This is a genomic window from Candidatus Amarobacter glycogenicus (assembly GCF_016704105.1).
Classification (GTDB): Bacteria; Chloroflexota; Dehalococcoidia; order Tepidiformales; family Tepidiformaceae; genus Amarobacter; species Amarobacter glycogenicus.
Window position 1 is genome coordinate 1 of the sequence record NZ_JADJAT010000002.1, and the last position, 14,556, is coordinate 14,556.

The 14,556-nt window shown below is 64.2% G+C and carries 16 protein-coding genes, 1 tRNA gene and 1 pseudogene; 8 read left to right on the forward strand and 10 right to left on the reverse strand.

Features of this window, described 5'->3' with window-relative positions; translation table 11 throughout:
• From IPG14_RS04755 to IPG14_RS04775, 5 genes and pseudogenes are all read left to right on the forward strand, one after another.
• The coding region (locus tag IPG14_RS04755) for a hypothetical protein (RefSeq protein ID WP_343391050.1) at positions 1 to 256 on the forward strand (256 nt) is incomplete at its 5' end.
• A 252-nt stretch (positions 257 to 508) separates the two neighbouring features.
• A pseudogene (locus IPG14_RS04760) lies at positions 509 to 694 on the forward strand (4Fe-4S dicluster domain-containing protein); the annotation flags it as partial.
• A 261-nt stretch (positions 695 to 955) separates the two neighbouring features.
• Positions 956 to 1,204 (forward strand): hypothetical protein, encoded by a 249-nt coding sequence (locus tag IPG14_RS04765; RefSeq protein WP_343391345.1) that lies wholly within the window; start codon positions 956 to 958, stop codon positions 1,202 to 1,204.
• A 128-nt stretch (positions 1,205 to 1,332) separates the two neighbouring features.
• The gene (locus IPG14_RS04770) at positions 1,333 to 2,874 is read left to right on the forward strand and encodes an ethylbenzene dehydrogenase-related protein (protein ID WP_343391051.1); all 1,542 of its coding nucleotides are present in this window, start codon (positions 1,333 to 1,335) and stop codon (positions 2,872 to 2,874) included.
• 128 nt (positions 2,875 to 3,002) lie between these two features.
• Positions 3,003 to 3,887: a hypothetical protein gene (locus IPG14_RS04775; protein ID WP_343391052.1), complete on the forward strand. Its 885-nt coding sequence runs from the start codon at positions 3,003 to 3,005 to the stop codon at positions 3,885 to 3,887.
• Between the two features lie 9 nt (positions 3,888 to 3,896).
• Here the strand turns inward: IPG14_RS04775 and IPG14_RS04780 are convergent, their stop codons facing one another.
• Positions 3,897 to 4,754, reverse strand: a complete 858-nt coding sequence (locus tag IPG14_RS04780) for a DUF2520 domain-containing protein (protein WP_343391053.1) — start codon at positions 4,752 to 4,754, stop codon at positions 3,897 to 3,899.
• 203 nt (positions 4,755 to 4,957) lie between these two features.
• Between IPG14_RS04780 and IPG14_RS04785 the strand changes: the two genes are divergently transcribed.
• Positions 4,958 to 5,335: a hypothetical protein gene (locus tag IPG14_RS04785; RefSeq protein WP_343391054.1), complete on the forward strand. Its 378-nt coding sequence runs from the start codon at positions 4,958 to 4,960 to the stop codon at positions 5,333 to 5,335.
• A gap of 57 nt (positions 5,336 to 5,392) precedes the next feature.
• Here the strand turns inward: IPG14_RS04785 and IPG14_RS04790 are convergent.
• The 9 genes from IPG14_RS04790 to IPG14_RS04830 all read right to left on the reverse strand — a co-directional run bounded on the left by IPG14_RS04790 (position 5,393) and on the right by IPG14_RS04830 (position 12,533).
• A tRNA-Asp gene (locus IPG14_RS04790) sits at positions 5,393 to 5,469 on the reverse strand.
• Positions 5,470 to 5,521: 52 nt separating this feature from the next.
• Positions 5,522 to 6,196 (reverse strand): class F sortase, encoded by a 675-nt coding sequence (locus tag IPG14_RS04795; protein WP_343391055.1) that lies wholly within the window; start codon positions 6,194 to 6,196, stop codon positions 5,522 to 5,524.
• Positions 6,197 to 6,200: 4 nt separating this feature from the next.
• Positions 6,201 to 7,034: an alpha/beta hydrolase gene (locus IPG14_RS04800; protein WP_343391056.1), complete on the reverse strand. Its 834-nt coding sequence runs from the start codon at positions 7,032 to 7,034 to the stop codon at positions 6,201 to 6,203.
• On the reverse strand, positions 7,031 to 7,738 hold the full coding sequence (locus tag IPG14_RS04805) for an ABC transporter ATP-binding protein (protein WP_343384507.1): 708 nt from the start codon (positions 7,736 to 7,738) through the stop codon (positions 7,031 to 7,033). The genes IPG14_RS04800 and IPG14_RS04805 overlap by 4 nt, the downstream gene beginning before the upstream one ends.
• Positions 7,725 to 8,624, reverse strand: a complete 900-nt coding sequence (locus IPG14_RS04810; protein ID WP_343391057.1) for an ABC transporter ATP-binding protein — start codon at positions 8,622 to 8,624, stop codon at positions 7,725 to 7,727. The genes IPG14_RS04805 and IPG14_RS04810 overlap by 14 nt, the downstream gene beginning before the upstream one ends.
• Positions 8,624 to 9,760, reverse strand: a complete 1,137-nt coding sequence (locus IPG14_RS04815) for a hypothetical protein (RefSeq protein ID WP_343384505.1) — start codon at positions 9,758 to 9,760, stop codon at positions 8,624 to 8,626. Before IPG14_RS04815 ends, IPG14_RS04810 begins: the two co-directional genes overlap by 1 nt.
• Positions 9,753 to 10,712, reverse strand: coding sequence for a branched-chain amino acid ABC transporter permease (locus IPG14_RS04820; RefSeq protein WP_343384504.1), 960 nt, complete (start codon positions 10,710 to 10,712; stop codon positions 9,753 to 9,755). The genes IPG14_RS04815 and IPG14_RS04820 overlap by 8 nt, the downstream gene beginning before the upstream one ends.
• A gap of 91 nt (positions 10,713 to 10,803) precedes the next feature.
• Entirely contained in the window at positions 10,804 to 12,063 is a 1,260-nt protein-coding gene (locus tag IPG14_RS04825) for a branched-chain amino acid ABC transporter substrate-binding protein (protein WP_343391058.1), read from the reverse strand.
• A 119-nt stretch (positions 12,064 to 12,182) separates the two neighbouring features.
• A complete protein-coding gene (locus IPG14_RS04830; RefSeq protein ID WP_343384502.1) occupies positions 12,183 to 12,533 on the reverse strand; it encodes a rhodanese-like domain-containing protein in 351 nt (116 codons plus the stop codon).
• 93 nt (positions 12,534 to 12,626) lie between these two features.
• Between IPG14_RS04830 and IPG14_RS04835 the strand changes: the two genes are divergently transcribed.
• Positions 12,627 to 13,460, forward strand: coding sequence for a methyltransferase domain-containing protein (locus IPG14_RS04835; protein ID WP_343391059.1), 834 nt, complete (start codon positions 12,627 to 12,629; stop codon positions 13,458 to 13,460).
• Between the two features lie 127 nt (positions 13,461 to 13,587).
• A complete protein-coding gene (locus tag IPG14_RS04840; RefSeq protein ID WP_343384500.1) occupies positions 13,588 to 14,490 on the forward strand; it encodes an SDR family NAD(P)-dependent oxidoreductase in 903 nt (300 codons plus the stop codon).
• Positions 14,491 to 14,556: the final 66 nt, after the last annotated feature.

Sequence of the window (14,556 nt, forward strand, 5' to 3'; positions counted from 1 at the left end):
TGTCGTACCGCTTCCAAACCGGTGCGCCAAAAAGCGCCAGTTCGCCGCCGTCTTCAACATCAAAACCGCTGTATCACTCTCATCAAGAAACCTGATGGCGTACAGAAGTCCCACCCTGGAACCAGATTCTCATGAGGCAAGAGAGGAACTGATCACAATCGTTTTCTTTTGCGTGAGACAAGCCATTACGGCAGATACCCCCCAACACTGGGACGCCAAGATCATGGACACTCCAGGAACAGGCGAATCCCGGTAAGCAAGTCTGGGATCCCAGCCGGAAGGATGCGAGGAAACCACGGGACGTTCGAAGGAAGACCATCTTCAAAGAACGGCCGATAATGGAACCAACATGACTACAGTTATCCTGGAAGACGAGTGGAGCGCCGAACATCTTCGAACTTACCGCCACGGTATTCCAAGGAAGGCGTCACCTTCCTGAGCACTCCGGCTGGTTCTTCTACCTTCCAGCGCATCTGCAACCACTGCACCTACCCGCTTGCGTCGCTGCGTGCCGCGCAACGCCGCCTACAAGCGCGAGGAAGACGGCATCGTCCCCATCGACCAGCAGCGTTGCCGCGGCTGCCGCAAATGCGTGGAGGCCTCCCCGCTAACAAGTCCATGCCGGCCGAGCACGCGGACCCCGAAAAAGTGCATCGGCTGTTACCCGCGCGTCGAAGGCACTGAGACCCTGACCGATGGACTCCCGATGGAAGCGCGTTGCATGACGGCCTGCATCGGCAAGATCCGGCTTCAGGGTGTCGTGAACGTCGGCGCCGACGGGCAGTGGGTGGAAGACCCGGCAGAACCGCTCCACTACCTGATTCGTCGCCAAGATTGCGCTGCCGCTGTACCCGCAGTTCGGCACGCGGCCGAACGTGTACTACATTCCCGCCGCGCTGGGTGCCGCGAGCCCACCTCGAGCAGATGTTCTGGCCCGGGCGTCAGGCCGCTATCGATGCCTACACGAACCCCAGCCGCGAGACCCTCGCCGTGCTGCAACGTTCCGGGCGACCCAGAGATCATCTTCTCCTACAAGATCGAACAGGGCCCGAAGACGGCGGAACTGACCATCGCCGGCCAGAAACGAGAAATCTACAACGACACGATCATCGGCTACAGCAGCAACGGCAAGGAAGTTGTCCGTGTGACAGTGGACGAGCCGCTCATCGAGCGTCCCGACCGCTTCGCGATGGATACGATTTAGGAGGGATACCGATGGCCAGGCCGACAACGGACCAACGCATCGAATCCGCCCTCACCCAGGGCGGCCTTCCTCAGAATTCTCGCGCACGCCTTTGCCTATCCGAACGATGAGCGCATCGCGGCGCTTCCATGAATCGGCAGCGGAAGTCCTGGCGGGGATGCAAGCGTGCCCGCGCTTCGCATGGCAGCAGTCGCGAAGGAAGCGAGCGCGACTACCTCGAGACCGTTTACATCTCGCTCACCACCTTCAGTTCGTCGCCGGACGCCCCCGCCTTTGAGAGCGCCTACTTCGGGGGCGACGCTCAGCAGCAAACCCAGCGCATGGCCGACATCGCCGGGTTCTATCGCGCCTTCGGCGTGGACTCGACGGATGGCGGGTCCCGCCCCGACGAGCTCCCGGTCCAACTCGAATTGAGGGCGTACCTCTGCCGCAAGGAAGCCTACGCCGAGGAACATCTCGGTGCTCCCCGCGCCGGGCAAACGCGGAAGGCCCAGCGGCTCTTTCTCGAAGAGCACCTCGGTCGATGGGGCGCTGCCTTCGGCCGAAGGGTCGCCTCCCAGGCGCCGGCCGGCCACTTCTACCAGCTGGCGGGAGAAACCCTCTCATATTGGGTCCTGCAAGAATGCTCGTCTGCGGGAGTAACGCCCGTCGAAGTCTCCCTGGTGACACATCCCGGCATTGGCCACAGCCGATTAGCTATATCCCGAATTCGCTGGCGACGCCAGTTTCGTGCCCATGGAAGAGCTCGCAGTGAGGTGATGAAGATGTTGCATCGCTTGGCAAATCATCGAAGGGCAGTGGTGGTACTGGTGGCCGCGTTGGCTGTCGGTGGCCTCTTGCAGCTCACCAACACGAACCCAGCGGTCTCCCAGTCTCAGTACATCAACGCGTATGAGGTCTCAAAGCCGGCATGGACCCCGATGCCGGGGTCTGGTGAAAATAGGCAGCGTCAGCATCCGCTGACGGCCCAGGCCGGGCAATACATCGCTGGCGGCAGCGTCACCGCGGTCAAGGCCCAGGCTGTCCACCCCATGAAGGCCGGCTTTACGTCCGCGAGCTGGAGTGATTCCACGAAGGACGAAGCGACCCTGAGAGCGCAAGACTTCTCGGACGCCGTCGCCCTCGAGTTCCCGGCCAGCGGCGAGACTGCCGTCCCTGCCATTTGCATGGGGCAGGCCGATGCTGCCGTCAACATCTGGCACTGGCGCGCCGATTCGAACGCGGGCCTCAAGGATCCCAATCAGGTCTACACTTCCGCGCAGATCGACGGATACCCCTACACCGACTCGCTCTTCTACACGGCGAGAGAAGCAGGGAATCCCTTCGCGAACCCCGACCTCGGAGCCGTGCAGTCCCTCTATTCCCGCGCTTTCGGTGAACTCACCACGCTCGCGAATCAGGATGTCCAGGGCATGGGCAAGCACACGGCGGATGGGTGGAGCGTAGTCTTTGCACGGGACTTCGCAAGCATCAACCCCGGCCACGCCTCATTCGCTGCCAGCACGACTGTCGACATGGCATTCGCCGTTTGGGATGGCGACAAGGACGAGCGGAACGGCCGAAAAGCCGTCTCGCAGCTCGTCACGATGAATATCGGTGCGGCGGACGCCTTCGAAGACGGCGGCAGCAACCTTCCATCATGCTCATCGCTGGCGCACTGCTGCTCGTAGTCGCCGGGCTTGGTGCTGGACTCGCCGTCTATGGCTACCGGGAGAAGGGCCGCTAAACATGGCCGTCACGATGCGCCGCTCCTCGAACGAGAGTTCATGGTCCTGATCTGTCTCTCCTCGTTGGCGGGTTGGCGGTAGCATCGGCCATCGAACTGGCCATCCTCCGGACGTTCACGCGCACGGCGATCCATATCCCGGCCTTGAACAGCCTCCAGGAACCGTACGCGGTCGTGAGCCGTGGTGGTCGCTACGCGTACTTCGTTGCGATCGCCCTGATGGTCCCGGCTCTCGCGATGCTCGCGCTCCGCTTTGGCCGCCAGGGGATTGCCGCAACGTTCGCAATCCTCCTCTTCGCCGTCGTGGCAACAGGAGCCGCAACGGGCCTTGTCGACCGCCTGCTGCTCGATTGGGCGACGTTGATCGCTGTTGTGACACTCGCCACGGCTCTCGCTTCGAGCTCTCCGCGACGCCTGGCATCAATTCCCATTGCGAGTTTTGGCATTGCCTTCGCGCTCAGTGGAGCCTTCACCGCGGCTCCGGACTTCGCGGAAGTGGACATCACGTTCGAGTTGCCGGCCCGTGTGCTCGATGGTGCGGAGATTTTCGGCATCGCCTTCGCCCTGTCCACTCCACTCTTGGCGAGCCGCGGCAAGGATCGTGCAGCGCGCTGGGCCGGAGCGGCGGTCGCCCTTCTCGCCCTGGCCTTCTTTCTTGGAAACGGGTCGACTTCTCGGTTCCTTTTGCTCTGGAACGTCGGGCTGTCTGGGATCCTTCCAGGCTTCGCTTATGCGGTTGCCGCCGGGGCGCTCGCGTTCGCCCTTGTCCGCCTGGTCAGGGCCGGTCGCGGTCTCGAAGCCGCCGGCCTGGCGCTGCTCATCACCGGTGGGATCGGCCTGCACAGCACATACCAGTCCGGATTGGTCGTCGCCGGCCTCGCCGCGCTCTCCGTGGGGATGCTTTCCACGAGGCGAGCGGATGCCGCGGACGGTCTGCCCGCCGAACCCGCTGTGTGACCCGCTGAGCTAGCTGCCCAGGACTTCTCGAAGCAACCTCGCCGTCCCTTCGGAGTGCGGCAAGGACAGCCGGAGGAGTTCTCCCGCGAGTAAGCGGTAGAGGACCAGTAGTTCCGGCTCCCCCTGTAGCGCTCTGAGGTGGGCCGTTACGGTTGCCAGGTCTCCCCGCGCGATCGGCCCGGTGAGCGCATCGACGAGTTCGAGTTTCCCGATGTTGGCTGCGGCCGCCTGCAGCAGAGGGGAAAGCGCGGGCCGGCCCAGGTCTGGCGGCAACCCGGCGAGTGCCCAGAGGCGGCTCGCCGCCGCGGCAAGCGCCACCGCATTGTTGCTCATCATCACGGCTGCCGCGTGGTAGAGGGCACGGTTGCTTCCTTCCAACCTCACCACGCTCGCTCCAAGCGCGGCGGCCATGCGTTCCAGGGTCTCACCCAGTCCGGTAGTTCCTTCGACCCCGCAGAAGATCCCATGGAACCGGTCGGGCTCCGGAAGCCGGGAGGGAAATGTCTGGAGTGGATGAAGGCAACCCACGGCCGCCACGGACGCGGCGCTCTTCAGAGCATCCAGCGTGAGTGCGCCGCTGCAATGGACGACCATGTGGCGCGGGGTCCATCGGACCGTATCGCAGGAGCTTTCGACCGCGGAGTCAGGTACAGTGAAGAAGACGAGGTCGCAGACGGCAGCGACGCGCGTTACGTCAGCCGTGGCCTCGGCGACACCGCCAATCGCCTCCGCGACCGCACTTGCCGAGGAGATTCGGGTGCTCCCGATTGCTCCGATCCGGTAGCCCGCCCGCGAAAGTCCCACCGCGAGTGCGCCGCCAAGTCGCCCAGCGCCCACGATGCCCACCAACGGGGAATCAGTTGTCATTCAGGGTAGCAACGCACGCCGCTGGGCGGCCCGTCAAATCCCACCGCTGACCGGCGCTGGTTCGCCCCCGGGATACTCGGTCGCCCAGGGAGGTCGCTCGCACAGGACTGTCCGGGCGCGAGCCGTTTCGCGGCTTCGCCGAAGGCGTTCAAGGCGGGACGCAGGCTCGAGCTGGGGCGTAACATCGGCAGCGAGACCCACAGATGACAGATTCAAGACAGATTGCCGGGCTCTTGGGGCCGATCAGAGTCGTCGTGACCCTCTCCGAGATGGTGAACTTCGACATTTGGGAAGAGAACCTCGCTCCGGTGACCTACCTGAACGGAGGCCTCCTTTTCGCGGCAGGCCTGGCGATAATCAGGACTCACAACATCTGGAAGCCGAACTGGACGCTGCTCGTGACGCTGACGGGGTGGGGTATCGGAGTCCTCGGACTCTGGCGATTGTTCTTCCCCGAAGCGGACCAGGCTGGCGAAAACGTCGCGGCCTACCTGGGCGTGGGCGTCCTCTGTGCGCTCGGCTGCTTCTTGACTTTCAAGGGTTACTGGCCGCTGAAGCCGTCCAACGGGCCGCCGAATTGACCGCCCGGGAAGCACGAAACCCGCCTCGTTTGGGCGGGTTATCGTAGTGAACGAGACTGGCGACCCCGAGCAGATTCGAACTGCCGATCTCCACCTTGACAGGGTGGCATGTTAGGCCGCTACACCACGGGGCCAGCCGAATGAGCGTATCTGTTGAGGCTTTCTCGGGCAAGTTCGCCGGTGCCTTTAGTCGACGTAACGTCGCGCAACGAGGATGATCCTGCTCGTGTAATCGCCGCCGCCTCCTGGGCGCTCAACAAAGTCTCCGCCGCAACTGATCAGCGTCACCTGCTCATCGTGGAGGCCCAGCGCCGGGAACACATAGGCATCCATCGCTCCGTTCTCCAGGGCCGCGAGTGGCACGGTCTCCACCGAGATCACGGTGTACGTGTAATTGTCGCCGTTGACCATCGACACGTAGAGCGCGTCACCTGGAACTGCCTCCGCCAGGTTAGCGAAAGGTCCCGCTCCAAATCCTACGTAGTTGATGTGCGCCGCGAAGATGCTGTTGTTGGCGGGATACCCCGGCTGGCCGAAGCGGGTGTACCACGCGATTCGCTCCGGGCTCGACGGGTCCTGGAAGGTTTCACGGCCGCTCACGAAGGTCGTGTCTCGCGATTCGACCGGCCATTGGGCGGAGACTCCCGCACTCGCCAGGTAGAGCCAGGCGACGGGGCCGGCGTAAGGCACCGGTTTCGGCGTGGGAGATGGGGTGGGCGCCGGCTCGGCCCGGCTGATGCCCGGGGCAACCACCCGGTACTTGAGGTCGGCGGGAGGCGCCGTCTCGGCGGTCACGAGGGTGATCCCGTTCGCGGCCAGCACGATGGCGATGATGGCGAGGGTGAGGAAGCTTCGGCTCATCCAGTCACTTCTGCGCAGACTGCTCTGGCGTTGCCCAGTGCCGCAGCAGGCTTTCCGCCAGTAGCTTCGGTGCCAGCAGCGGGATGTTGTGACCGACACCTTCGAACCGCTCGAAGCGCACGGCGGGGTTCTCCCTCCGCATCTTCTCCGCGATTCTGAAGGGCACCTCGTTCGAAGTGCCACCATGCACGTACAACGCTGGCCCCTGGATGTGCCGCCACTCCCGCCAGTAGCTGCGTGAACGCTGTTCGGTCACGCAGGCGGCCAGCGCTTCGCGGGAAGCTCTCCAGGTGAATGAACCATCGGAGTGGGGGGAGAGGCGTGCGAGGAACACCACTTCGTCCGCCGGCGTGGACTGGCGCTTTCGGAAGGCGAACTCAAGCGCGGCGTCCCGGCTCTCGAAACGTTCGGGTCGCGTGCCGATCCCGCGCACGGTGTTTTCGATGTTCGCCTTCGAGGCTTCGGGCCCGATGTCGATGATTGCCACGCTTCTGAGGAGGTGTGGGAGTCGCGCAGCCAGCACGAGCGCGATGCGTGCCCCCATCGAATGCCCGGCGAGGTGGACGCGTTCCCCGAGCTGTTCGATGACGCTGGCGGCATCGGAGACCATGTCTGAGGCGGTGTAGCCGGCCGCTGGCGCCGCAGACTGGCCGTGACCGCGCTGGTCGAGTGCGACATAACGTCGGGTGGCGGGCAGGTGATCTACCGTCGGTCCCCAGACCTCGGCGACACCGGAAAGTCCATGAAGAAAAAGCACGGTCTCGCTCCCCTGTCCCCAGGTCAGTGTCCGAAACCGGAGCGGCCCCGTCTCGATGAACGAGGTCGTCGGGCCAATCACTCTTCACCGAGGTACGAACGGCGGACCGCATCATTGTTCGCCAGCTCGGCGCCAGTTCCCTGGAGCGTGATCACCCCGGATTCGAGGACATAGGCGCGGTCCGCGATCTCAAGCGCCATCAGCGCGTTCTGTTCGACCAGGAGGACCGTCGACCCTTGCTGCCGGATCTGTGCGATCGTCGCGAAGATGGTCTCGACGAGCAGCGGTGAGAGGCCCATCGACGGCTCATCGAGGAGCAGCAGCGTCGGCCTGGCCATCAGTGCCCGGCCGATCGCCAGCATCTGCTGTTCGCCGCCGGAAAGCGTGCCGCCAGGCTGCCCGAGCCGCTCCTTCAGCCGCGGAAAGAGCCCGTAGACGCGGTCCAGGTCGCCGGAGAGGTCATCGTTACGCTGGTAGGCGCCCAGCAACAGATTCTCGTGGACGGTCATCCGATGGAAGATGCCCCGGCCCTCCGGCACGTGCGACATCCCGAGCTGGACGATCTTGTGCGGCGGCAGGCGGTCGATGGACTTGCCCCGAAAGGTCACCTGGCCCGCGCGCGGCCGGATGATGCCTGAGACCGCACGGAGCGTGGTCGACTTGCCTGCCCCGTTTGACCCGATCAGCGTGACGATCTCCCCGTCTTCGACCACGAGAGAAATGCCCTTGATGGCTGCGATTGCGCCGTAGCCCGCTGCGAGCCCCGAGACCTCAAGGAGTGGCATGGCCACCCTCTTTGAGCGCTCTCGTCCCCAGGTACGCTTCGACGACCCTGGCGTCCTTTTGGACCTGGGCCGGCGTCCCTTCGGAAATTTTCCGGCCGTAGTCCAGCACCGTTATCTGTTCGCAGACACCCATGACCACACGCATCTGGTGCTCGATGAGCACGATCGTGGTATCGAACTCATCGCGAATGCGGCGGATGAGCGCCACCATCGCGGAGCTTTCCTGGGGGTTCATTCCTGCGGTCGGCTCGTCCAGGAGCAGGAGTCTCGGGCCGGTCGCAAGCGCCCGCGCGATCTCGAGCCGGCGCTGGTCGCCGTACGGGAGATTGCGGGCGATGACATTTTCCCGTCCACCGAGCCCTGCGCTCTTCAACAGCTGCTGGCCTCGTTCGACCGCGTCGCGCTCGTGACGCCGTGCGGCCGGGGGCCGCACGATCGCGCCCGCGATCTCCGCCAGTCCGGCGGCGATCGCCATCGGCACGCGGACCGGAATGCGCATCTTCTCGATCAGAACGTACCGTTCGCGCCGGCTCAGGGTGTGGTATCCCGTCACCCCGCCGATCCGCCGGTGGCTGGCGACCAGCACGTTCTCGATCGTTGTCATGTTGGAGAAGAGCCGGATGTTCTGGAACGTGCGCGAGATCCCGGCGGCCGAGATCTCGTGCGGCGCGAAGCCGTCAATCCGGTCGCTCGAAAGCCAGACCCCGCCAGCGGTTGGCCGGTAAAAACCGGTGAGGCAGTTGAAGAGTGTGGTCTTCCCTGCCCCGTTTGGGCCGATCAGCCCGTGGATCTCGCCGGCCGGCACTCGCAGCGAAACATCGGAAAGCGCGCTCAGCCCCTCGAACTGCATGCCCAATCCCCGTACTTCGAGGTCTCCTGCAGCCATCAGGCCGATCCTGCGGGCGCCGGTTCTTCGGCGGTGAATTCGAGTTCTCGGCGGCGGCTGGGGAAGAGGCCCGATGGGCGTAGGACCATCACCATTACCAAAAGTGCCCCGAAGACGATGAAGCGGTACAGCGCGAGCTTGTCACCCCACTCCTCCGAAGGAGGGAGCTTGCCGAGGTCAGCAAACGAGACGGCGTTGAATCCGTCGATGAAAACGTTCAGGCCGTCGCGCAGCCACTCGAACTTCGCGAGCACGTCGGCGGTCTCCTGGAACTGCAGGAGCTCCGGGACACCGATCAGCATCGCCGAGCCCGCGATCACGCCGGTGGTGTTCCCCATGCCGCCGATGATGACCAGTGCGAGCACGTTGATGCTGACGATCAGGCTGAATTGGGCCGGTGCGACGAAGTCCACGAATGGAGCGTAGATCGCGCCGCCCAGCGCCCCGATCGAGGCGCCGATTGCGAATGCCATGAGCTTGTACCGGACCGTGTTGATGCCCATCCCCTGGGCGACGTCTTCGTCCTCGCGGATGGCTTCCCACGCGCGCCCCACCTTCGAGTCACGCAGCCTGGCCGTGACGAACCAGACAGCCATCGCCGCGATCAAGATCATGATGAAGAACTCGCGGACGCTGTCGACGGTTTCCGCGCCGTAGTCCGGTTTCGCCAGCGCGAAGATCCCCGAAGATCCCCGCGTGTAATCGTCCATGTTGAGCGCGAGGATGCGGATGATTTCGCCGAAGCCCAGCGTCACGATGGCAAGGTAGTCTCCCCTCAGTGGCAACACCGGCAGTCCCAGGAGCATCCCGATCCCGGCCCCCGCGAATACCGCCATCGGCAGCAGCACCCAGTAGTTCACCACTCCGTCGACCGATGGCGAGATCGGCGCACCCCAGATGGCGACAACGTAGGCCCCGGTGGCGAAGAACGCGACGAACCCGAGGTCTAGCAGACCGGCAAGCCCGACTACCACGTTCAGGCCCATCCCGAGCGTCGCGTAGAGCGTGACCAGGAAGAGCATCCGCACCCAGGTGTCGTCCAGGAAGTACCACCCCAGCAGCCCAACGATGAGAAAGATCAATGCGTGCGCCCACTCCGGCAGGCGCGGGACTCCGGGGCGGACAGACTCAAGCACGCTTCGTCTCCTTCTGTCCGAAGATGCCGTTCGGCCGGAAGATGAGGACAAGGACGAGGAGGCTAAACGCGACGACGTCCTTCCACTGGTTCGGGAGACTAACTCCCGGGATCTCGTTCAGAAGCTCCCGGCCGACGGTCTCGGTTAGCCCGAGGAAGTACCCGCCGATGACGGCGCCCTGGACGCTCCCAATCCCGCCGAGGACCGCGGCCGTAAATGCTTTTACGCCCGGGATGAACCCCATACTTCCGCGGATGGCACTGTAAAAGAGCCCGTAGAGGACACCGGCCACGCCGGCCATGATCGCGCCCAGCGCGAACGTGACCACAATCGCCCGGTTCACGTCGATCCCCATGAGCGAAGCGTTGTCGCGGCTTTCTGCCACGGCGCGGATCCCACGGCCGAGCTTCGTCCGTTGGATGACCCACCAGAGCCCGCCCATCATCGCCAGGGAGGAACCCATCAGGAAGATTTGCAGGGCCGAAATCGTCAACGGCCCCAGTTCCAGGGCGCCATCCGGGAAGATGCTCGGGTAGTACTTCGATCGCCCCGTCAGGAAACCGTCATCGACAAGGTGGCTCAGGAACACGCTCACGCCGATTGCGCTGATCAGCGGCGCCAGGCGGGGCGCGTTGCGCAGTGGCCGATACGCGATGCGCTCGATGGCCAACGCCGTCCCCATCGAGGCGGCACTCGCCGCGATCATGGCCAGTACCAGGGCCAGCGCGATCATCGCGCCGGACGTGTCATCTCCGCCCATCGCGACGAGGACGCCGTAACCGGCGAACGACCCGATCATGAAGACCTCGCCGTGGGCGAAGTTAATCAGTTGAAGCACGCCGTAGACCATCGTGTAGCCGAGCGCGATCAGCGCGTAAATGCTGCCTGTCGTCAGCCCGTTGACCAGCTGGTCGGCCCAGAATTCGGCCGAGGTCAAGAAGATGACCGTCATCTCCGGTCTCCGTGGTCCTTATATGGAAACGGGAGAGGTGGCTCAAAGTGCCGCCTCTCCCGTCTATTAGCGATTCAGCGCAGCAGGAAGCTTACTTCTTGCCCGCTTCGAGTTGCACGTACTTGCCGCCCACCACTTTGAACAATCGGACCACGGCGCCCGCGCGGTTGCCGTTGTCCTGGAACTCGACCTTCCCGGAAGCGCCCTCGAAGCTGCTCTTCTTGATTTCTTCGTTGAGCTTCTTCAGGTCGATTTCGAGCTTGCCACCCTTTTCGACGGCGACCTTGTCGAGAGCCTTGAGGATCGCGGTGGCCGCGTCGTAGGCCTCGGCGCCGAAGGTTGCGCTGTCGGCGTTGCCCTTGAACTTCGCCGCGTACTTCTGCTTGTAAGTGTCGAACTGCGAACCCGTCGTGCCCGGAAGCGCGAGATAGGCGCCTTCGGCGGCGTCTTTGGCGCCGCTCAGCAGTTCGTCGTTCTTGATGCCGTCGCCGCCGATGTACGGAATTGACTTGAGGTCGGCGTCCGCCCGGAGCTGCTGCAGGAACGGAGTCGCCTCCGCGTAGAAGCCGGCCTGGTAGATGACGTCCGGCTTCGCGGCCTTGATGTTGGCGATGATCGACTTGAAGTCGGTCGTCTTCTTCTCGTATCCGGCCGGCGTGCCGACGATCTCGCCGCCTTCGGCCTTGAACGACTTCTGGAACTCGGCTGCGAGGTCCTTGCCATAGTCATCGGTATCGAACACGACGAAGGCTTTCTTCGCCTTCAGTGTGTCGTACGCGAACTGCGCCTGCGCCTTCGCCTCGTCGGCGTTCAGGACCGGCACGCGGAAGAAGGTGACGTATGGGCCTTCCGGCCGAGTCGGTGTGGTCAGGTCGCCTGCCGTCGCCGAGGGAGAGATATGCGTGATGCCTGCGTCATCGAAGATTTTGAGGCTCGCGCGTGTTCCGCCGGAGCAGATCGGGCCAATTGCCGCAACCACCTTTGCCTTGACGAGCCGGTCGGCGGCCGCGGGGCCACCCTCGGGGCTGCAAAGGTCATCCTCGCGGACCCATTTGATTTTCTTCCCCTTGATCGTGATGCCTTCGCCGCCGACCTCCGCTGAGTCGGCGATCGGGATACCCAGGCCGGCAACTTCACCGGTGAGGGCGCTGGAGATGCCGATAGGGATGTCGCCATCGATAGTCACGACCCGGGCCTTATCCAGGCCGGCCGTCTTGTAGCCCGCGTCCGTAAACCCGGCGGAGCTGCTGTCGTCGTCATCGTCGCCGCTGCAGGCCACGGCAAAGATCGCCAGAAGGGCAACCATCGCCATCAGCCAGGTCCAGCGGGACATCTTTCCACTGTGGGTCATTCCTGAGTCCTCCTCCATGCTTACCGGTCGGTAAGTCCCTTACACCGGTACGCAGTCGGCGGGATACTAGGATTCACAGCGTTCTGAGTCAAGGAATCCGGGAAGGCGGTTCCCGCCGGTTAATCGCCGGTCGGGTAACCGGCGGCCACCCATGCCTGTGTGCCGCCCTCCACGTTGGAGAGCGGGAGCTCGTCCACTCCGGCGGCAATCGCGAACTCGGCGGCGAGCGCGCTTCGCGCTCCGGACTTGCAGATGAAGAGGACTTCTTTTCCCCCGGCGAAATCGCGGATCTGCTTCGCCTCGCCGATGACGCTGTTCACCGGTATGAGCCGGACGCCTGTGGCGTGTACTTCGACGTATTCGTTGGGCTCGCGAACGTCGACCATGACCGCTTCGCCTTTGTCCAGCTTCTCCTTGGCCTCGGCCACGGTAATCCTGGTAAATGGTTCTCGCGGATCTTTGGTTGCCATTCCTGCCCTCCGATTGTTGACTAACTGGGTCGACAATATCGTACCAAGCGTCTGCCCTTGCTGCCACTGCAGCCACCGATGCAGACTCCTTGCATGACTGGACCCCTTGGTATCGAACCTGCAGCACTCCTCACCGAGTGGACGCGACGCGTCCGCGCGAACAACGAACAGGCGGAGCGCGTCCGCGAACGCCCCGAACGGCCCGACTTCTACGCTCCCGTCGCGGGTAGCTTCAAAGTCGACCCACGGCGCACCAACGAACCCGCCCTGGATGTCCTCCGCGCGATGGTCCAGCCGGGCGAGACGTGGCTGGATATCGGCGCTGGCGCCGGGCGGTATGCCCTCCCGCTGGCGCTCGCCGGCGCCAGCGTTGTCGCGCTCGACCCGTCGAAGGCGATGCTCGCCGGCCTCCGCGAAGCGATGACCGAGTTCGAGGTCGGCGGCATCACGGCTATCGAGGCACGCTGGCCAACCGAAGATCCACCGGTCGCCGACGTCGCCTTCATCGCTCACGTTAGCTACGACATTGCCGAAATCGGACCCTTCCTTGATGCCATGGAGGCTTCCGCCCGCCGCATGTGCGTCGCCGTCCTCCTCTCGGAGGCGCCCGCCACGGCGGCCGCCGGACTCTGGCCCGCCGTCCACGGCGAGCCCCGCGATTTGCTGCCTGCCCTTCCGGAGTTCCTGGCTCTCCTGCTCGCGCGCGGAAAGCTTTTCAACGTCTGGCTCGGCGAACGCGGCGCGATGGGCTACCCCTCGCTCGAGGCGATCGAAGGCTTCTCCCGGCAGCAGCTTTTCATCGAACCCGATGGCCCGGGCGCCCGGCGCCTGCACGAAGTCCTGCCCGCCCTCGCCTACGAACGCGACGGCCGCTACTACCTTTCCGATCGCCCGACGCCACTCGGCATCGTCAGCTGGAAGCCATAAAGATCTGGGACACGCCGACCCTGGAGTGGCCCAAAGCCATTGTCTCGCACCGCTCCGCGGGATTCCCCAATCCCTCACGTGCGCGTAAGATTCGCCGTTATCACACATCCAGGCAGGTACCGATCCCATGGCGGGAAAACTCGAAGGTAAGACCGCGATCATCACCGGCGCCGGCCGCGGCATCGGCCGCGAAGTCGCGCTCCTCTACGCCCGCGAAGGCGCCCAGGTCGTCGTCAACGACCTCGGCGTGTCCGTCTCCGGCGAAGGGGCCGATAACTCTCCCGCCGCCCAGACCGTTGCGGAAATCAAGGCGGCCGGCGGCCAGGCCATCGCCAACTACGCTGATGTCTCCGATATGGACCAGGCCGAGGATCTCGTCCGGACGGCCCTCAACGAGTTCGGCAAGCTCGACATCCTCGTGAACGTGGCCGGTATCCTCCGCGACCGCATGATCTTCAACATGACCGAAGAGGAGTGGGATGCGGTGGTTCGCGTCCATCTGAAGGGCACCTTCGCCACCAGCCGCTTCGCTTCGATTCACTGGCGCCAGGCTCGCAACGGTGGACGCATCATCAATTTCACCTCGGGATCAGGCCTCTTCGGCGCACCCGGCCAGCCTAACTACGCCGCGGCCAAGATGGGCATCTGGGGCCTCACCCTCAGCTGCGCGCGTGCCCTCGGCCGTTACGGCGTCACGGCGAACTCCATCGGGCCCGGTGCGGCCACCCGTATGACCGACACCGTGCCCACCGAACGCGCCCAGGGTGGTGCGACGCGCGTCGTCGCTGACGAGGCCAAGGGCACCGAACGGGACCCGGCAAATATCGCCCCGCCGCTCGTCTACCTGGCCAGCGATGAGGGGAACTGGATCAGCGGCCGCTGCTTCGGCATCCGCGGCTACAACATCACCCTCTATAGCAACATCGCGCCCCAGGTGGTGCTCCAGGGCAACAAGATGTGGACCACGGACGAACTCTCGAAGATGATGCCGTCCACTTTCAAACAGTTCATTCCGGCAGTTCAGGGCTAACGCCGACACACCGCCAGACGAAAAGGCTCGCAGTAATGCGGGCCTTCTTCGTTGGTGCTGGTCTCC